17 protein-coding genes and 1 pseudogene are annotated in these 18,902 nt (G+C 70.4%); 8 read left to right on the top strand and 10 right to left on the bottom strand.

The features are described from left to right. Positions 1-156 precede the first annotated feature (156 nt). Entirely contained in the window at positions 157-852 is a 696-nt protein-coding gene (locus ACLBXO_RS22990) for an alpha/beta hydrolase (RefSeq protein WP_447686804.1), read from the top strand. Between the two features lie 3 nt (positions 853-855). Here ACLBXO_RS22990 and ACLBXO_RS22985 read toward each other — a convergent pair whose 3' ends face one another. The 3 genes from ACLBXO_RS22985 to ACLBXO_RS22975 all read right to left on the bottom strand — a co-directional run bounded on the left by ACLBXO_RS22985 (position 856) and on the right by ACLBXO_RS22975 (position 3,896). Next, on the bottom strand, positions 856-2,034 hold the full coding sequence (locus ACLBXO_RS22985; protein ID WP_447686803.1) for an HPP family protein: 1,179 nt from the start codon (positions 2,032-2,034) through the stop codon (positions 856-858). An 82-nt stretch (positions 2,035-2,116) separates the two neighbouring features. Beyond that, a complete protein-coding gene (frc, locus tag ACLBXO_RS22980) occupies positions 2,117-3,367 on the bottom strand; it encodes a formyl-CoA transferase (RefSeq protein WP_331313049.1) in 1,251 nt (416 codons plus the stop codon). Between the two features lie 55 nt (positions 3,368-3,422). After that, the gene (locus ACLBXO_RS22975) at positions 3,423-3,896 is read right to left on the bottom strand and encodes a PAS domain-containing protein (RefSeq protein WP_331313145.1); all 474 of its coding nucleotides are present in this window, start codon (positions 3,894-3,896) and stop codon (positions 3,423-3,425) included. 393 nt (positions 3,897-4,289) lie between these two features. Between ACLBXO_RS22975 and ACLBXO_RS22970 the strand changes: the two genes are divergently transcribed. Continuing rightward, positions 4,290-4,943 carry an ABC transporter ATP-binding protein gene (locus tag ACLBXO_RS22970; protein WP_012322467.1) on the top strand — a complete coding sequence of 218 codons (654 nt, stop codon included), beginning with the start codon at positions 4,290-4,292 and terminating at the stop codon, positions 4,941-4,943. A 140-nt stretch (positions 4,944-5,083) separates the two neighbouring features. Beyond that, positions 5,084-6,325 carry a capsule biosynthesis protein gene (locus ACLBXO_RS22965; protein WP_447686802.1) on the top strand — a complete coding sequence of 414 codons (1,242 nt, stop codon included), beginning with the start codon at positions 5,084-5,086 and terminating at the stop codon, positions 6,323-6,325. 39 nt (positions 6,326-6,364) lie between these two features. On the opposite strand, the gene ACLBXO_RS22960 is transcribed toward ACLBXO_RS22965, so the two are convergent. Next, positions 6,365-6,961: a hypothetical protein gene (locus ACLBXO_RS22960; protein WP_447686801.1), complete on the bottom strand. Its 597-nt coding sequence runs from the start codon at positions 6,959-6,961 to the stop codon at positions 6,365-6,367. Positions 6,962-7,191: 230 nt separating this feature from the next. Between ACLBXO_RS22960 and flhA the strand changes: the two genes are divergently transcribed. Next, entirely contained in the window at positions 7,192-9,342 is a 2,151-nt protein-coding gene (flhA, locus tag ACLBXO_RS22955; protein ID WP_331313045.1) for a flagellar biosynthesis protein FlhA, read from the top strand. A gap of 171 nt (positions 9,343-9,513) precedes the next feature. Here flhA and ACLBXO_RS22950 read toward each other — a convergent pair whose 3' ends face one another. From ACLBXO_RS22950 to fliI, 3 genes are all read right to left on the bottom strand, one after another. Next, positions 9,514-10,581, bottom strand: coding sequence for a lysylphosphatidylglycerol synthase domain-containing protein (locus ACLBXO_RS22950; protein ID WP_331313044.1), 1,068 nt, complete (start codon positions 10,579-10,581; stop codon positions 9,514-9,516). A 143-nt stretch (positions 10,582-10,724) separates the two neighbouring features. Further along, entirely contained in the window at positions 10,725-11,132 is a 408-nt protein-coding gene (fliJ, locus tag ACLBXO_RS22945) for a flagellar export protein FliJ (RefSeq protein ID WP_012322462.1), read from the bottom strand. A 149-nt stretch (positions 11,133-11,281) separates the two neighbouring features. Further along, positions 11,282-12,634, bottom strand: a complete 1,353-nt coding sequence (gene fliI / locus ACLBXO_RS22940) for a flagellar protein export ATPase FliI (protein WP_331313043.1) — start codon at positions 12,632-12,634, stop codon at positions 11,282-11,284. 419 nt (positions 12,635-13,053) lie between these two features. Here fliI and ctrA point away from each other — a divergent pair, with 419 nt between their 5' ends. Continuing rightward, entirely contained in the window at positions 13,054-13,755 is a 702-nt protein-coding gene (gene ctrA, locus ACLBXO_RS22935; RefSeq protein ID WP_010683835.1) for a response regulator transcription factor CtrA, read from the top strand. Positions 13,756-13,837: 82 nt separating this feature from the next. Here ctrA and ACLBXO_RS22930 read toward each other — a convergent pair whose 3' ends face one another. Together ACLBXO_RS22930 and cysS are read right to left on the bottom strand one after the other, a co-directional pair. Next, positions 13,838-14,617, bottom strand: coding sequence for a trypsin-like serine protease (locus ACLBXO_RS22930; RefSeq protein ID WP_447686800.1), 780 nt, complete (start codon positions 14,615-14,617; stop codon positions 13,838-13,840). Positions 14,618-14,736: 119 nt separating this feature from the next. Beyond that, a complete protein-coding gene (cysS, locus tag ACLBXO_RS22925; protein ID WP_447686799.1) occupies positions 14,737-16,134 on the bottom strand; it encodes a cysteine--tRNA ligase in 1,398 nt (465 codons plus the stop codon). 310 nt (positions 16,135-16,444) lie between these two features. Here cysS and ACLBXO_RS22920 point away from each other — a divergent pair, with 310 nt between their 5' ends. Then, a complete protein-coding gene (locus tag ACLBXO_RS22920; RefSeq protein ID WP_331313040.1) occupies positions 16,445-16,792 on the top strand; it encodes a hypothetical protein in 348 nt (115 codons plus the stop codon). A 62-nt stretch (positions 16,793-16,854) separates the two neighbouring features. Here ACLBXO_RS22920 and ACLBXO_RS22915 read toward each other — a convergent pair whose 3' ends face one another. After that, on the bottom strand, positions 16,855-17,367 hold the full coding sequence (locus ACLBXO_RS22915; protein ID WP_447686798.1) for a CreA family protein: 513 nt from the start codon (positions 17,365-17,367) through the stop codon (positions 16,855-16,857). A gap of 159 nt (positions 17,368-17,526) precedes the next feature. Between ACLBXO_RS22915 and ACLBXO_RS22910 the strand changes: the two genes are divergently transcribed. Continuing rightward, the gene (locus ACLBXO_RS22910; protein ID WP_331313038.1) at positions 17,527-18,606 is read left to right on the top strand and encodes a DUF2865 domain-containing protein; all 1,080 of its coding nucleotides are present in this window, start codon (positions 17,527-17,529) and stop codon (positions 18,604-18,606) included. Between the two features lie 79 nt (positions 18,607-18,685). Further along, positions 18,686-18,902 (top strand): annotated as a pseudogene (locus ACLBXO_RS22905) (OmpA family protein); the annotation flags it as partial.

Here is an 18,902-nt window from a genome sequence, read left to right as displayed (position 1 = left end):
CACCACACCATCGAAGCCGGGCTCGCGTGTCGAGCCCGACGCTCTGCCTTAGCGAGAACGGCGGCGCGGTCCAGTTCCGCGCCGAGCGCGTGGACGGCTTCGCCGCGCTCGCCGTGACGGCGCCGCATCCGTCATCCGTTCGGTGACGGTGCATCCATGATCGACCCCGACCTCGCCGGCCGCCTGCACTTCCGCCACCGGCTCCCGACCGAGGAGCCCCTCCCCCCGGGCCGGCACGACCTCGGCCTCTTCGCCGAGCGCGACGCGGTGCTGGTCGTCCCCGACGGGCTCGATCCGCGCCGCCCCTGCCCGCTCGTGGTGCTGTTCCACGGCGGCGGCGGCAGCGCCGAGCGCATCCTGCCGATGCTGGAGGCGCACGCCCGGTCCGAGCGCTTCCTGCTCCTCGCACCGCAATCCCTGTTCCCGACCTGGGACGTCGTCATCGCCGGCCACGGGCCCGACCGGGAACGCGTCGCAGCGGCGCTGGCGCACGTCGCCGACCGGTTCCTGCTCGATCCGCAGCGCCTCTGCTTCGCGGGCCACTCGGACGGCGGCAGCTACACCCTCTCCCTGGGGCTCGCGAACGGCGACGTGGCGCGCCACCTGATCGTCTCGTCGGCCGGGTTCCTGTCGGTACACATGCAGGTCGGCGCGCCGCGCATCTTCCTGTCGCACGGGACGCAGGACGAGCAGATCCCGATCGACCGGAGCGCCCGGGTCCACGTGCCGGCCCTGCGCGAGGCCGGCTATCCGGTCACCTACGTCGAGTATGACGGCCCGCACGCCCACCAGCCGGACGTGGTGGCGCAGGCGGTCGCGTTCTTCCTGACGGATCCGCCCGACGGCACCTGAGGCTCAGGCCAGGGCGGCCCGGGACGGCGCGCGGGCGCGGATCGGCGCCTCGGGCGCGTCGGCCTCGGACAGGAGCGCCGGGATCAGGTCGGTCTGCGAGACGATCCCGACCAGGCGGCCGTCGGCGTCGACCACCGGAAGGTGGTGAAGGCCCGCCTCCGACATCCGCGGCACCAGCGCGGCCACGGGCGTGTCGGGACCGACCGGCTCGACCGCGCTCATGATGTCGGCCGCGCAACCGTGGGGGGCACGCCCGCGCTCGGCGGTGAGGCGCAGGCGGCGGCCGAGGCCGAGGCGCGGCCCGCTCCGGTCCCAGGCGGCCTTGTCGAGGAGATCGGTCTGCGTCACGATTCCGAGGATGCGGGCGCCCTCGTCGGTGACCGGAAGCGCCTTGATCCGGTGACGGCGCAGCAGCCGCATGGCCTCGGCGAGCGGCGCGTCCGGCGCCACGGCGATCACGTCGCGCGACATGATCGCCGCGCAGGTGATCGGGCCCGAGCGGCGCCCGTAGACCCGCATCTGCACGCGCCGCAGGATCTGCTCCAGGTCGCTCCGGTCGACGTCGAGCAGCTGGTCGAAATCCTCCAGCGCGGCGTCGAGGTCCGAGGCCCGGAAGCCGACGCGGGCTTCCGAGGGCGGATCGGCCGTCCGGGGCCCGGCCGGGCGCAGGTGCGGATAGGTGCGCCCGGTGAGGTTGTTGAACAGCAGGGCGGTGGTCAGCAGCAGCAGCGAGTTGGCGGCTACCGGCCAGAGCACGAAGCCGTAGCCCAGCTCCCGGATCGCCGGGCCGCCGAGGACCGCCGTCAGCGCCACGGCCCCGCTCGGCGGGTGCAGGCAGCGCAGGGCCATCATCAGAGCGATCGCCACCCCGATGGCGCAGGACGCCGCCACGAACGGGTCGCCGATCCAGGCCGCCGCCGTGACGCCCACGAGCGCCGCCACGATGTTGCCGCCGAGGATCGACCAGGGCTGCGCCAGGGGGCTCGCCGGCACGGCGAAGAGGAGCACCGCCGAGGCGCCCATCGGGGCGATCAGCACCGGCAGCGCCTCGGCCGGGACGGAGGCACGGCAGACGAAGCCGGTCGCGAGGATGCCCACGAGGGCACCGGCGGCGGAGCGCAGGCGCTCGCGCTTGCTGACCGGGGTCAGCTCCGGCAGGAACCGGCTGAGGAACGCGCGCATCGGGTCCGGGGCTCACACATGAAAAGGACGGCGCCCGGGAGCGCCGTCCTGTCTCAGGAACGCTGAGGTGGGGCGGTCTCTATCAGACCGCGCGGGCCTCGTGCATCGCCCGGATCTGCTCCTGGGTGTAGCCCAGGTCTGCGAGCACCTCATCGGTGTGCTCGCCCAGCAGCGGCGACGCCTTCACCTCGACCTGCATGTCGGAGAACTTGATCGGGCTGCCGACGGTCAGGTACTTGCCGAGCTTCGGGTGCGCCACCTCGACGACGGTGCCGCTCTCGCGCAGGGACTTGTCCTCGGCGATCTCCTTCATTGACAGAACCGGCGCGCAGGGGATGTCGTAGGTGCGCAGGATGTCGACCGCCTCGAACTTGGTCTTGTCGGCGAGCCACTCCTCGATCGTCTTGAAGATGTCGAAGATCTTGTCCTGGCGGGCGCGGGGGGTGTTGTAGCCCGGATCGCTGATCCACTCCTCCTTGCCGAGCGCCTTGCAGATCGGCGCCCAGGCATGGCCCTGGATCGTGAAGTAGATGTAGGCGTTCGGGTCGGTCTCCCAGCCCTTGCACTTCAGCACCCAGCCCGGCTGGCCGCCGCCGCCCGCGTTGCCGCCCCGCGGCACCACGTCCGAGAACTCGCCGTGGGGATACTGCGGGTACTCCTCGAGGTAGCCGAGGGCGTCGAGGCGCTGCTGGTCGCGCAGTTTCACGCGGCAGAGGTTGATCACCGAGTCCTGCATCGACACGGCGACCTTCTGGCCCTTGCCGGTCTTGTTCTTCTGGTGAAGCGCCGTGAGGATGCCGATGGCGAGGTGCATGCCGGTGTTGGAATCGCCGAGCGCGGCGGCGCTGACGGTGGGCGGCCCGTCCCAGAAGCCCGTGGTCGAGGCGGCACCGCCCGCGCACTGGGCGACGTTCTCGTAGACCTTCAGGTCCTCGTAGTGGTGACCGTCCGAGAAGCCCTTCACCGAGGCGAGGATCATGCCCGGGTTCAGCTCCTGGATGCGGGCCCAGGAGAAGCCCATCCGGTCGAGGGCGCCGGGACCGAAATTCTCGACCATGACGTCGGAATCCTGGATGAGCTTCTCGAGGACTTCCTTGCCGGCCTGAGTCTTGGTGTCGAGGGTGAGCGAGCGCTTGTTGGAGTTCAGCATCGTGAAGTAGAGCGCGTCCGCGTCCTCGACGTGGCGCAGCTGGGTGCGCGTGACGTCGCCGGCGCCCGGACGCTCGACCTTGATCACGTCGGCGCCGAACCAAGCGAGCAGCTGCGTGCAGGCCGGGCCGGCCTGGACGTGCGTGAAGTCGATGATCTTGATGCCTTCCAGCGGCTTGCTCATTGGGCGTTCTCCCTGTGCGGTTTGGTGATCGGAACCTTCGGATCGTCCGGCGGGCTCAAGGCGCCCGGCGGGTCGGATCCGAGGAAGCTTCGAGTTCGGCGACGCGCTGGCGCAGGCGCTTCTCCTCGGCCCAGCGCTCGGTCTCGTCACGGATCACGGCGACGATCCCGGTCACGTGGTCTGAGGCGTCCCGCACCATCCCCACCGTGAAGGCGATGGAGAGCTGGCGGCCGTCCTTGTGGAGCGCCGGCACCCTCAGGGTCTCCGCCCCGTAGCGGGTGACGCCGGTGCGCATGGTCTTGGCGTAGCCGTCCCAGTGGCGCCGACGGTGCCGCTCGGGCGTGATCAGATCGAGCGTCTGGCCGAGCGCCTCGGCGGCGGTGAAGCCGAAGATGCGCTCCGCGGCCGGGTTCCAGACCGTGATGGCGCCCTCCGGATCGGACACCACCACGGCGTCGCCGATCGCCTCGGCCAGTCCGTGGGTTGCGGAGGAACCGGGCGCGGCCAGCGTCGGCCCGGTCTCGGTCATGGGCGCCACCCGGCCTGCGGCGCGGATGAGTGTCGGGTCGCGGCAGTCCGGCGCCTTGTCATGGGGCGGCCCTTCCTGAACGTCACGCGCGGGAGCGGCGTTAAAATTCCTGTCCCGCATCCTTGAAGGGCCGTCACCCGCCCTCTTCGGTTGGTATTTGGTATGCCAAATGGAGAATGGCGTCAACCGGCGGGGTGACAGGTGGAACTTTTCTTCAAGCCCGCGATCCCGATCCGGATCGGACCGGACTCCGAGCGAGCGCCGCCCGTCCGTGGCCGGGCAGCCCAGCGAGGCGGCCATGTCCTTCTCAGATTTGCCGCTTTCGGCGAGCAGGAGGTCGTCGTCAGACAGCTCGGACCGGCGGTTCGGCACACCGCCCTGGAGACCATCTCGGTGATCCGTTTCGAGAAAGTCAGCAAGGTCTACCGCACGGAAGGTCACCGGCGGACTATCCTGGAGCAGGTGTCGTTCACCCTGAAGCCGGGCGTGTCCTACGGCATCCTCGGCATCAACGGCGCAGGAAAGTCGACCACGATGCGGCTGATCGCCGGCACCGAGGACGCGACGCGCGGCCGGATCCACCGCGGCCTCCGGGTCTCCTGGCCCCTCGGCTTCGCCGGCGGCTTCCACCCCAAGATGACCGGGCGCGACAACGTCACGTTCGTGGCGCGCATCTACGGCGAGGATCCGCGCAAGGTGCTCGACTTCGTCGAGGACTTCTCGGAGCTCGGAAGCTACCTCGACGTTCCGATCTACACGTACTCGTCGGGCATGGGCGCGCGACTCGCCTTCGGCATGAGTATGGCGATCCCGTTCGACTGCTACCTGATCGACGAGATCACCTCGGTCGGCGACGCGCGGTTCTCGAAACGCTGCGACGAGGTGTTCTCGCAGCGCCGGAAGAACGCCGACATCATCATGGTCTCGCACTCCATGGAGACGATCCGCCAGTGGTGCACGCAGGGGCTGGTCCTGCTGAACGGTCGTGCGATCATCTACGAGGACGTGAACGACGCCATCGAGGTGTACAGGCGCCTCAACGCCTGACCGGCCCGGCAGCGGCCGGACCGCGACGACATGCTTTTGCCGCCTCGCCGTGCGAGAGACGATCGCGGCGCCGCGTGCGGCGCGGTCGGGATCCCGGTGACGGATCGACCTTCGAGGCCGGGGAGGCCGGGAATCAGACCATGAACATGGAGATCCGGAAGGCCGAGGGGCAGCCGGTCACGCCCGCGGACCGCCAGCAGGCTGTCAGCGAGTCGCTGCGGCAGATCGCGCGCATGTCGCGCTTCGCCGATCGCAAGAAGGGCATCCGGTCCTACCAGGCCGACGCCAAGAACGATCCCTGGATTCCCATCCTGTTCGTCGTCTGCTTCCTGCTGCCGACGCTCGCCGGAGCGGTCTATTACGGCCTGATCGCGTCGGACCGCTACGTCACCGAGGCGCGGTTCGCGATCCGGCCCGCCATCGGCTCGGCCGATAAGACGTCCTCGGACACCGGCGGGTCGAATTCCGGCATGGCGAGCCAGATGGTGGCGCAGGACACGCTGATCACGCGCGAGTTCATCCTGAGCCGGCCGATGCTGGAGCTCCTCGAGGCGCAGTTGCCGCTGCGCCAGTGGTTCAGCAACGAGTCCATCGATTACTTCTCGCGATTCGATCCGGAGAAGCCGATCGAGAAGTTCGTCCGCTACTGGAAGCGGCGCGTCGACATCGAGGTCGAGGCCGGATCCGGCATCCTGTCGGTGGAGGTCGAGGCCTTCGATCCCCAGGAATCCCTCGCCATCGGCAGGGCCGTCATGAAGGAGGCCGAGCGCAAGGTGAACGACCTCAGCGTCAAATCGCGCGAGGATGCAGTCGCCGAGAGCACCCGGGAGCTGCGGCTCGCCGAGGAGCGCATGACCAAGATCCGCCTCGCGACCCGCGACCTGCGCAACCGCGAGGGTGTGCTCGACGCGCAGAAGACCAACGACATCAACGTCAAGATGATCGCCGAGATGCGGGCCTCGCGGATCAACCTCGCGCTCCAGCTCGCGATCGGGCAGCGTGACCTCGGGCCCGACGCGCGCCGGATCATCGACATCAAGCAGCAGATCAAGGACCTCGACGACAACATCGCCCGGATCGAGCGGCAATCCGCCAGCCAGGATCCGGAGCAGAAGCGCCTGCTCTCGGACGCGTTGACCAAATTCGAGGTCCTGGAGAACGACCGCAAGAACGCCGAGAAATACTATCAGCAGGTGCTGACCGCCCACGAGCGCGCGCGCATCATCGCGGCCCGGCAGATCGAGTTCTTCAGCCCGATCGTCGAGCCGGTGAAGGCGGAATCCTCCACCGAGCCGCGGCGGCTCCTGATGATCGGGCTCATCACCGCGGGGGCGGGCGTCCTGTTCGGCGCCGCGATGTTCGCCCGGAAGATGATGGCCTGACGACCGCAGCCGGGACTCACCCGGGACGACTCGCGATCCTCAGCGGCCGGGCCCGGCACTCCGCTCTCCGGCCGCCGGGCCGATCGTGCCGCCGGTCCAGCCCTGCGCCCGCCAGCCCTCGGCGCGCTCGTCGAGATCGATCGACCCCGCGTGGTCGAGGATGGACAGGACGCGCTCGGCCCGGGATTCGTCGGCGCGCACCGTCACCAGAGTGCCGCCCCGGCGTACGCCCTCGGCGTAGGTCTCGGCCTCGTCGGCGCTGAGGCCCGCCGCCGTCAGGCCGCCGATCAGGCCGCCCGCTGCGGCGCCCACCCCGGCCCCCGTCACGGTGGCGACGAGCCAGCCCGCCGCCACCACCGGACCGAGCCCCGGTATCGCCAGGAGACCCAGGCCCGCGAGCAGGCCGGCGCCGCCGCCCAGCACCGTCCCCACCGTGGCGCCGGTGCCGGCGGAATCGGCGGCGTCCACTGGACGGGAAACGGCGGTCCCGGCCGATGGCGGCGGGGCCCCGGGGTCGTCGCGATTCGCGATGATGCTGATGTCGGCGTGGGGGATACCGGCGGCCTCCAGCCGGTCCACCGCACCCGCGGCGGCATCGTAATCGTCGAACAGGGCGGTCAGGGCGCGCAGGGCCATCGAACTCTCCCGGGATTGGCGGGCCTGGGCCCGGCGACGTGACGACGGGGCGGGCGGCCCGGACGCGGGCTCGGTCGGGTCGACGCTCTCACCGTCCGATCAAGCGATCGCGGCGGCCCGGGTTCCCGTCACCGCCAGCCCCATCTTAACGCCGCGCTAACCATCCGCTCGGCAGATCTTGCCGGGTACGTCCCGGGTCGGCGCCGGGCGAACGGCAGCGGATGGCATCGATGGCAGAGACGGCGAGCGCGCCGGCACAGACGGGAGCGGCGGCGGCGGTCCTCGGCCAGCTGACCCTGCCGACGCGCGGCGACCTCCAGGCGCTGTCGAAGCGGTCCGACCTGCTGTTCGCCACCGGCGTACTGGGGATCCTGGCGGTCCTGATCTTCCCGCTGCCGGCGATCCTGCTCGACCTGCTGCTCGCCGTGTCGATCATCCTGTCGGTGCTGATCATGATGACCGGCCTGTCGATCGACAACCCGCTGGAATTCACCGTCTTCCCGACGCTGCTGCTCATCGCCACGATGCTGCGGCTCGCCCTGAACCTCGCCTCGACGCGCCTGATCCTCGGGCACGGCCACGAGGGGACAGCGGCGGCCGGGCACGTGATCGAGGCCTTCGGCCACTTCGTGATGGGCGGCAACTTCGTCATCGGGATCATCGTGTTCGCGATCCTGATCATCGTGAACTTCGTGGTGATCACGAAGGGCTCGGGCCGCATCGCGGAGGTGGCGGCCCGCTTCACCCTCGACGCGATGCCCGGCAAGCAGATGGCGATCGACGCCGACCTGTCGGCCGGCCTGATCGACGAGAAGGCCGCGAAGGCCCGGCGCGCGGCGCTCGAGGAGGAATCCTCCTTCTTCGGCGCCATGGACGGTGCCTCGAAATTCGTGCGCGGCGACGCGGTGGCGGCCCTGCTGATCACGTTCATCAACGTGGTCGGCGGCATCATCATCGGTGTGGCGCAGCAGGGTCTGAGCTTCGGCGAGGCCGCCAAGAGCTACACCCTGCTGACCATCGGCGACGGCCTCGCGAGTCAGGTCCCGGCGCTGATCGTGTCGACGGCGGCGGGCCTGCTGGTCTCGAAGGCCGGCGTGCGCGGCGCCGCCGACAAGGCGCTCGGCAAGCAGCTCGCGCACTACCCCAAGGCGCTGGGCATGTCGGCGGCGGTGATGCTGCTGATCGCCCTCCTGCCGGGCATGCCGATGCTGCCCTTCGTCCTGCTGGGCGGCGGGGCCGGCTACGCGGCGTGGCGCATCAACAAGAACGCCAAACTGGCGCCGCCCCTCGACGCCCAGGGCGCCCCGATGGACGCCGCCGCGGTCGCCGCGGCCGGCGCCGCCAAGGAGGAGACGGTCACCGACCTGCTGAAGCTCGACGACCTCAAGCTCGAGATGGGCTACGCGCTCCTCGCCCTCGTCAACGGCGAGGGCCAGGACCGGCTCACCGACCAGATCAAGGCCCTGCGCCGCCAGCTCGCCGCGGAGCTGGGCTTCGTGATGCCGTCGGTGCGCATCCTCGACAACGTCCAGCTCGACGCCAACGCCTACGTGGTCCGGGTCAAGGAGATCGAGGCGGGCACCGGACGGATCTTCCCGGGCCAGTTCATGGCGATGGACCCGATGGGCGGTCAGGTTCAGCTGCCCGGACAGCACATGCTGGAGCCGACCTTCGGCCTGCCGGCGACCTGGATCGACGCGGCCCTGCGCGACCAGGCTCAGCTCAAGGGCTACACGGTGGTCGATGCCGCTACCGTCGTTTCGACGCATCTCACCGAGGTCATCAAGGCCCACGTCTCCGAGCTCCTCAACCACGTCGAGGTCTCGAAGCTGCTCCGCGAGCTGCCCAAGGAGCACGCCGAGCTGCTCAAGGAGATCGTGCCGTCACAGATCTCCACCACCGGCATACAGCGCGTGCTGCAGTTCCTGCTCGCCGAGCGGGTCTCGATTCGCGATCTCGGGGCGATCGTGGAGGCGGTCGCCGAGGTGGCGGGTGCCGTGAAGAACCCCCGCGACGTGGTCGAGCACGTCCGGGCGCGCCTCGGCCGACAGATCTGCGCGCAGTACCAGGATCCGAACGGCATGCTGCCGATCATCACCCTGTCGCCGGCCTGGGAGCAGGCGTTCATGGAGTCCATCGTGGGCGAGCGGGAGGAGCGCTACCTCGCGATGCAGCCCTCGAAGCTCAGCGAGTTCGTCAACACCGTGCGCGACCGCTTCGAGACGGCGGCGCGCCAGGGCGAGATGCCGGTGCTCGTAACCTCGGCCCAGACGCGGCCGTTCGTGCGCTCGATCATCGAGCGATTCCGCCGCGAGACGCCGGTGATGAGCCAGGCCGAGATCCACCCGCGGGCGCGGCTGCGGACGGTGAACTCGATCTGACGATCGACGGACGGCGTCGCCCGCGCCGCCGCACCCTCCACGCGGCCCGTCCGACGATCCAGGCGCCCACGCGTCGTAAGGTCGGCGGCGCGATCCCGGGCGCGTGCGGTACGGCGTCGGGGGACCGGCGCGACGGTGTCGCGCCGATCGTCGAGGATGCCTTCAGCCCTCTCAGATCGCCTTCTGCTTGAGCTCCCGCTCCATCTCGTGGGCGTCGAGGCCGGGAACGACGACGGGCGGTTCCGGCACCGCGGCCGCCTTATGCCCGTGCGCGGCTGAGCCGATCGCCGCGGCCAGCCGCGAGCGCTCGAAGGCGATCACGACGATCACCGAGACCAGGGCCGGGAGCCAGAAGTAGAAGATCCGGAAGATGATCACCGCTGCGATGATCGCGTCCTTCTGCGCCTCGTCGGTGATGTGCATCGCGGTGATGAAAACGATCTCGAACACGCCGAGACCCCCGGGCGCGTGCGAGGCCAGAGCCACCGAGAACGAGGCCAGGAAGATCGCCAGGACCGGGATGAAGCCCGGGTTCATCGCCTCCGGCAGGGCGAAGTAGATGATGCCCGCCGCGCCCAGCAGTTCCAGCGGCGCAGCCAGCAGCTGGCGCCCCATGATGCCGGGCCGGGGATACTCCAGCTTGAACGACCGGATGTGCAGCGGGCGCAGGTGCAGGATCGAGCCGATCACGTACAGGCCGACGAAGCCCAGCATGCCGATGCCGACGACCAGCGCGGTCTTGGGATCAGTGAGGAAGCCCGGCAGCTTGCCCTCGAGCCGCGTCAGCAGGTGTGGGTCGACCACCAGCGTGAAGCCGCCGAGGAGGACGGTCCCGAGGAAGAACGTGAACGAGCAGAGCGCCACCAGCACGGCGACCTGCGCCGCCGTCAGGCCCTTGGCCGTGTAGGCGCGGTAGCGGACCAGCGCGCCCGAGAAGACCGAGGCGCCGATGTTGTGCGAGAGCGCGTAGGTCGTGAACGAGCAGAGCGAGACGAAGAGCCACGAGATGTGGCGCACGCCCAGGTGCAGCAGCGCGATCCGGTCGTACCAGGCGAGCGCTGCGTAGGCGACGAGCGTCGAGAGGGCCGCCAGCAGGATCCGGTGCGGTGGGATCGCGAGGATCGCAGCCCAGATCGCCGAGAGCGAGGTCGTCTTCAATTCCTGATAGAGGAAATAGCCCGATATCACGACGGCCGCGAGGCCGATCAAGGGCCAGATGAACTCGCTGATCTTCTTCATGAACACCGACGCCCTGGGGAGAGCCCCTGATGCGCCGGCACGCGACGCGCTGCAAGCGGCATCGCGCCGCCGCGATCCCCCTTGTCAGGTGATCGTGACGGTTTCGTGCCGCGGGAGCCGGCCGAGCGGTCCGACGGACCGGGTCAGCCCCGGGCGCGGTTGAGGCCGATCCCGTCCATGGCGGCCTGGTCGCGGGCCGATTCGGCCGCGCGCTCGGCAGTCCGCTCGCGGTCGTTCAGGATCTCGACCTTCTTGAGCTCCTCGAACGCCTCGCCCAGCTCGGCCTTCGCCTCGGCGAGCTGGCCCTCGAGCGCCTGGGCGGACTGGATCATGTTGTCCCGGCGCGTCGCCGCCGCACGGGCGTAGGTCGGGTAGGCGAAGTGACCGACGTCGGTGATTCCGGCCCGGGCCTCCTCGACGGCGACCTCGCGATCGAGCTCCACCGCCATGCGCTGGAAGTCGGCCATCATCATCTCGATCTGGGTCACGCGCCGACGCTTCTCGTCGACCTGGAAGCGGCGCAGGCGGATCAGCGTGTCACGCGATTTCATCAGGACGCTCACTCCACGCAACGCTTGAGGCCGCGCCCGGGATCGTGCCCGGACCGAGCCTGTGTGCGAGCCTGCCCAAGGCAGACCCGCCCGGATCCCCCACGTGCACCATGATCGCGCCGAAGCGTTAACGCCCCGGCCCATGATGCTCAGGCCCCGCCGATGATCTGGGAGAGCCGTGCGTAACCATCGCCGATGGACGTTGCTTCTTCCTTACCCTGCCCCAGAAAAGCCTCAAGATCGGGCATGAGCGCGACCGCCTCGTCGACTTCCTGCGAGGAGCCGGCCCGGTAGGCGCCGAGCCGGATCAGTTCCTCCATGTCGGCGAAGGTCGACAGAATACGCCGTGCCCGCCGGACCACCGGGAGAAAGGCCGGATCGCAGGAGCGCGGCATGGTGCGCGAGACCGAGCGCAGCACGTTGATCGCCGGGTAGCGGCCGCGCTCCGCGATCGCGCGCTCCATGACGATGTGCCCGTCGAGGATGCCCCGCACCGCGTCGGCGACGGGCTCGTTGTGGTCGTCGCCCTCGACCAGGACGGTGAACAGCGCCGAGATCGTGCCCTGCCCCACCCCGGGACCGGCGCGCTCGAGCAGGCGGGGCAGTTCCGAGAAGACCGTCGGCGTGTAACCCTTGGCGGTCGGCGGCTCGCCGGCGGCGAGACCGATATCGCGCTGGGCCATGGCGAAGCGCGTGATCGAGTCGATCATGCACAGGACCTTGGCACCCTGATCGCGGAAGTGCTCGGCGACCGACAGGGTCACGTAGGCCGCGTTCCGGCGCATCAGGGCCGGCTCGTCTGAGGTCGCCACCACGACAACCGAGCGCGCGAGGCCGGCGGCGCCGAGATCGTCCTGGAGAAATTCCTGCACCTCGCGGCCGCGCTCGCCCACGAGGCCGATCACAGCCACGTCGGCGGCGGTGTAGCGGGCCAACATCGACAGCAGCACCGACTTGCCGACGCCGGACCCGGCGAAGATGCCCATCCGCTGGCCGGCGCACATGGTCAGGAAGGTGTTGATGCACCGGACACCCAGATCCAGCGGGCCGCCGACCCGGGTGCGGGCATGGGCGGGGGGCGGATCCGCGCGCAGGGGATAGACGTCACCGCCCTGCGCCAGGGGTCCGAGCCCGTCGACCGGCCGCCCGAGGGCGTCGATCACCCGGCCGAGCCACGCGCCGGAGGGCCGGATCGCGCCGGCCGACTCGTCGCGCACATAGGCGGGGCAGCCGCGCCGCACGCCCTCGAGCGAGCCGAACGGCATCGCCAGGGCCCGATCACCCTGGAAGCCGATGACCTCGCAGGGGACGAGCCCGTGGCCATTGGCGCCCTCCACGTCGACCCGGCCGCCGAGTCGCATCGCGGCCACAGGTCCGGCGACCTCGACCAGCAGGCCGCGGATCGCCACGACCCGCCCGAACGTCTCCAGCACCTCGATCCGCTCCAGCGCGGCCTGCGCCGACGCGAGCGAAGCAACGGATCTTGCCGGATCCTGTGTCATCGGCCTAGCTCTCAACGCTTCGTTTACCGGCCTCCTTAACACTGCGGGTCACGGGCTCGTAGCGGCTCGATCCGGGTCGCGACCACAATCGCGCCCGACGAAGTCGTACCGGTGTGTCCGACGGACAACACCGGGGATCGAATCGTTACGGAGGAAGTACTTACGCCGAAGGGGGCGAGCGGCCTGGACGGGAGCGGATCGGAATCGGGACCGAGGGCGAGGCCGGGGGAACGGTGTTTCTCCTGTCAAGCTCGCGGAACTTCGTACGAGACGCTTGCGGGCAGGAATCAGGTTTTGTTAACGATTAATCCATAGCGTTCCACGTCAAGAGCGACGGAGCGCCCGTCCACAGGCCGGTGGCGGGCGAAGGCTGGGACGTGTCTGCGCGCTGATGCGGCCGGCGGGGCTGGGGACCGACGATGCGGGTACTTTTGATCGAGGACGACAGCGCGACCGCGCAGAGCATCGAGCTGATGCTCAAGTCCGAGAACTTCAACACCTACACCACCGACCTCGGGGAAGAGGGTGTCGATCTCGGTAAGCTGTACGATTACGACATCATCCTCCTCGATCTGAATCTGCCCGACATGTCGGGCTACGAGGTGCTCCGCTCCCTGCGCGTGGCGAAGGTGAAGACGCCGATCCTGATCCTGTCCGGCATGGCCGGCATCGAGGACAAGGTGAAGGGCCTCGGCTTCGGCGCGGACGACTACCTCACCAAGCCGTTCCACAAGGACGAGCTGGTGGCGCGCATCCACGCCATCGTGCGCCGCTCGAAGGGTCACGCCCAGTCGGTCATCACCACCGGCGACCTGATCGTGAACCTCGACCAGAAGACCGTCGAGGTCGGCGGCGCCCGGGTGCACCTCACCGGCAAGGAGTACCAGATGCTGGAACTCCTCTCGCTGCGGAAGGGCACGACGCTCACCAAGGAGATGTTCCTGAACCATCTCTACGGCGGCATGGACGAGCCGGAGCTGAAGATCATCGACGTGTTCATCTGCAAGCTGCGCAAGAAGCTCGCCAACGCCAGCCAGGGCAAGAACTACATCGAGACCGTCTGGGGCCGCGGCTACGTGCTGCGCGAGCCGATGGACGGCGAGGAGCGCATGGCGGTCTGATCCGCCGGTCGCGCCGACTCGTGAAAAGCCCCGCGCGGTCCGGCCGCGCGGGGCTTTCGCGTTCCAGGCGTGTCGCCAGCCCTCACCGCGTCCGGGTGGCGGCGAAGACCTGCGCGGCCGGCGCGATCACCACGTAGCCGCCGCAGGGCGCGGCCCGGCTGATCACCGCGCTGGCCACGCCCCAGATGTAGGTGCCGCGGCGATCCTGGGCGACGACCGGGCCGCCGGAATCGCCGAAGCAGACGCGGGCGCCGTTGGCCCGGGCGATGGTCAGCCCGGTGCTGCTCGCAGCGACCGGCGTCAGTGTGGCGGTGCGCAGGCGCCCGACCGTCCGGCCGGAGAGGCCGGCTCCGGCGATGCGCAGGCTCTTGGGGACGCGGCCCGGATCCGCCGCCAGCGGGACCGGTCGCCGGTCGCGCACCGCCTCGGTCAGGCGCAGGACCGCCAGGTCGAGGGAGAGATCGGAGAGGCTGACGCCCGAGGCCTCGTTCGGCAGCATCTCCCCCGGATCCGGACTGTAGCGGGCGGCGACCCGCGCTCCGTAGACCGGCCGCGCCGGCTCGCTGCCCCTGAAGAACACCACGAGCGCGCCCAGCGGATCACCGTTGACGCAATGGGCTGCCGTGAGCACGAGATCCGGCGCGATCAGCACGCCGGTGCAGCGGGTCAGGTTCAGCGCCTCCTCGGGCCGGGTGATCGTGCCGATCGCCACGGTCGCCTGCGCCAGGGCGTCCCGGCCGGCAGCCGACCCGCCGTCGATCGCGGCGGCCGGGCCCGACAGGCCCAGACCGAGGGTGAGCGCCGACGCGGCGGCGACGCGTCGCGCCCCGGTGGTCGCGAAGGTAGTCCCGAAGCTGGTCACGTGCTGCTCATCTCCGCCGCGAGCCCCCGGACCACAGATGCCGCCCGCGCCGTGCCGCGCAAGCGGGCGCGAGGACGCGGCCGCCGTCATGTCCCTGCCGTCGGCGGCCCGCTCAGCAATCAGCGCGCCACCGTCCAGGTCGTGGTGCCGTCCTTGTTGTCCTTCACGGTCACGCCCATCGCCGCGAGGGCGTCGCGTGCCCGATCGGAGGCGGCCCAGTCCTTGGCGGCCCGCGCCGCCCGGCGCTCGGCGATCAGCGCCTCGACCGCCGCCACGTCGATCCCGGACGCCGCGACCTGATCCCGCTCGCGGTCGCTGCGGGTGCGCGCGAGGAAGCCCAGCAGGTTCGCGCCGGCGCGCAGAGCCCCGGGCTGCGCCTCCGGCCCGCCGCTCAGCCGGTGCAGCTCGTTGATCGCCGCCGGCGTGTTGAGGTCGTCGCAGAGCGCCTCGACGACCCCGGTGGGGAGGTCGGGCGCGGCAGGGTCGTCGCCGGCGGCGTTGTACCAGCGGTCGAGCACGCGGGCCGACTCCTCCAGGCCGCGCAGGGTCCAGTCGATCGGCTGCCGGTACTGGGTCTTGAGCATGGTGAGGCGCACGACCTCGCCCGGCCAGTCGTTCAGCACGTCCCGGATGGTGATGAAGTTGCCGAGCGACTTCGACATCTTCTCCCCCTCGACCTGGAGGAAGCCGTTGTGCAGCCAGACGTTGGCCATCACCGGCGTGCCGAAGCAGCAGCGGGACTGCGCCACCTCGTTCTCGTGGTGCGGGAAGATCAGGTCGATGCCGCCCGCGTGGATGTCGAAGGTCCGGCCCAGATGCTTGGCCGACATGGCCGAGCACTCGATGTGCCAGCCCGGGCGGCCGGCGACGGCGATACCGGCGGGCGACGGCCAGGACGGCTCGCCGGGCTTGGCGGGCTTCCACAGGACGAAGTCGAGGGGCGAGCGCTTGTAGGGGGCGACCTCGACCCGGGCGCCCGCCTCCATCTCGTCGAGGGGCCGCTTCGACAGGCCGCCGTAATCCGGCATCGAGGGGACGTCGAACAGCACGTGGTCCGCCGCCACGTAGGCGTGGCCGGCCCGGACCAGCGTCTCGATCATCGTCGCCATCTCGGCGATGTGGTCGGTGGCGCGGGGTTCGACGAAGCGGGGCCGCGCGCCCGCCACGTTCACGTCCTCCGGCATCAGCACGCCGAGGTCGCGCACGTCGCGGTGGAACTGCGTCAGCGTGCCGTCGGTCAGTTCGCGGATGCTGATGCCGCGCTCGGCCGCCCGGGCGTTGATCTTGTCGTCCACGTCCGTGACGTTGCGGGCGTAGGTGACGTGATCCGGCCCGTAGAGGTGGCGCAGCAGGCGGAACAGCAGGTCGAAGACGATGATCGGCCGGGCGTTGCCGATATGGGCGGCGTCGTAGACCGTCGGGCCGCAGGCGTAGACGCGGACGTGCTGCGGGTCGATCGGCGCGAAGGCTTCCTTGGCGCCGGTCAGCGTGTTGTAGAGCCGCAACATCGGCGCCATGAAACCCATTCCTTTTCCGACGCCGGGGATGACGTCCGGCCCGGAGCCGTGGCCGGAAATCCGGCCCTGCCTTCAACGACCTGAGGGCCCCGCGCGGCGAAGAGCGGCTGAAACGTGGCGGATCCGCCAGCCCCGGCACAGCACCCTGTTGCATTGCGGCGACGGCGCGGCCCGCACGATGGGGCTAACCCAAAAGCGTGAGGAATTCGAGATGGCCTGCGCGCCATGCGGGTAAGGCTTCCTTAACCGCGTCGTCGGACCGTCCCGGCCACGATCCTCACGCCACAGATCCTGTGCCCAAGGACAATCCATGCGACGCTCGGCCGCCGGTTCCCTCGCCCTCGCCACCGTTCTCGCCTGCGCGGGCCTGACCCACGTCGCGCTGGCCGGCACCGACGGCGAGACGCCCGCGAAGGCGCCGGCCCATGTCGAGAAGACGTTCCTGATCCCGTCGAGCGACGGCTACGGCGTCGGCGAGTGCCTGACGACGCCGGGCAGCGCCTGCGGCCAGGTGGTCGCCAACGCGTGGTGCGAGGCGCAGGGCTACGCCGTCGCGAACTCCTACGGGGTCGCCGCCGCCGACGAGTACACCGGCGCGATCAGCCAGCCGGTCCCGGCGCCGTCCGAGCGCCCGATCCGGATCACCTGTCAGGACTGAGCCCGCCGCGGACGGCCCGTGGCCGGGACGCCGCGCGGTGCGCTCGTCCCGGCGGGCGCCGCTCACTTCATGAAGTCGGCGCATTTCTGCGCCGGTTCGGTGCCCCACGGCGCCAGCGGCACCGCCGAGGTCGAGTTCTTCGGCGATCCCTGGATGACCTTGTCCGAGTAGACCATGTAGATCAGCGTGTTGCGCTTGGCGTCGCAGCCGCGGACGATCTGCATCGACTTGAAGATCAGCGACCGGCGCTCGCTGAAGACCACCTCGCCCTGGCTGAGCTTGCCCTTGAAGGCGATCGGCCCGGTCTGCCTGCAGGCCAGCGAGATGTCCGAGACATCCTCGGCCAGGCCCAGCGTACCCTTGATCCCGCCCTTCTCCGGCTGGGTGTACCAGCAGGCCACGCCCGAGACAGCCGGATCGTCGACACCGTAGACCACGAGCTTGTCGTTGGGCGTCAGCGGGCGCCAGACCGTCGACTTGTCGAAGATCCGGTCCGGCTCCTGCGCCGAGGCCGTGCTGGCCGCCGCCAGGCCCAGTGCGAGAAGCCCAACATAGGTGAGACTCCGAAACAACATCGCCGGTCAATTCCCCCTCACGCTTGCCGGCCGGATGTAGGAGGGGTGTCGCGGTCTTTCGAGGGGGCGTAGAATGCCCGCGCTTCCGTTCCGAAGCGCGGATGCGCGCGGGCCCGGATACTCCGGATCGCCGCGCACCCGATCAACGCGATGCATCCTATGCCTCACCGCCCGATCGTCCGTACGCTCGGCCGCCTCGTCCTGAGCGCGGCCATAGCCCTCGGATTGTCCTACCCGCTCGCCACCTCTGCCAGCGCGCAGGAGGCCGCGTCCGGCCCGCCGCCCGCCGAGGCGCGGCCGGCGCCGCAGCTGCCGTCGCCGCAGTGCCGGCGCTACCGGGCGGAGCTGGCCTCGCTCCAGAGCGGCGCCAGCACGACTCGCGCCCTGAACGACGAGATCGGGCGCCTCGAAGCCTACTTCCGCGGCCTCAACTGCGAGGGCGGCAAGTTCCTGTTCTTCGACACGCGGCCGCCCCAGTGCGGCGCCGTGGAGCAGCGCATCCGCGCCCTCAAGGCCACCTACGGCGGCGCCGTGATCGACGACAGCGGCGCCCGGAAGCGCGAGCTCCAGGGCTTGGTCGCCTCCACGTGTCCGCCACGCGAGGCTTATGCCGGCTCCGGCGAGGCCTACGGACGGGGCGGCCCGCAGATGGTCTGCGTGCGGACCTGCGACGGCGGCTTCTTCCCGATGAAGAACCTGCCCGAGGGCCGCGGCGGCGCCGACGAGATGTGTCAGGCCCTCTGCCCCGGGACCGAGGCGCAGGCCTATTCCATGCCGTACGGCGACGATGCCCTGAAGCACGCCGCCTCGGTGAAGGGCAGCCGGGCCTACGCGAACCTCGCCAACGCCTTCAAATTCCGCAAGGAATTCGTTCCGAACTGCTCCTGCAAGCCGGAGGGCAAGTCCTGGGCGCAGTCCCTCGTGAAGGCCGAGAGCATGCTGGTCCGGCACAAGGGCGACATCTTCGTGACGCCGATGCAGGCCGAGGCGCTGTCCCGGCCGAAGGTGCGCCTGACCCTGGTCGGCCGGGCCGACCGGACCGCGGCGGAGCTCGCCGCCGACGCTGCGAGCCGTGCGGGCGTCGACGCGAAGGGCGGCGCCAGCTCCGGGCGCGACGACGCGAAGGCCGATCCCGCCGCGGCCGACGGCGCGAAGGTCGCGGAGGCGAAGCCGGATCACGTTGCCGTGCGCATCATCGCGCCCGACGTGATCGCGGTGCCCCAGCGCCTCACGCCCTGAGGCCGGCTCCGCGTCCCGGGACGCGGAACCAATCGCGGCGTCCGGTGTTCGGCTCGGCCTGAACCGAGACGAGACCGCGATGCGCCTGCTCCGCCTGATCCTTCTCACCGGCACGGTGCTGCCGGCTCTCACGCTCGTGCCGCTCGCCGATGCCGCGCCGGGCCGGATCCAGGTGGCGCAGGGCGGACCGGACGAGCGCGGCCCGCGCGGCGGCGAGCCCCCGCACGGCGGGCCGCGCCCCGAGCGGCCGCCGCAGGAGCGTCCCGGCGCGCCGGCCGAGCGCGAGCGGCCGGAGC

The sequence above is a fragment of the Methylobacterium sp. C33D genome (assembly GCF_053345825.1).
Note: the sequence above shows the minus strand (reverse complement) of the source record. Positions and strands in the feature narration are given on the sequence as shown.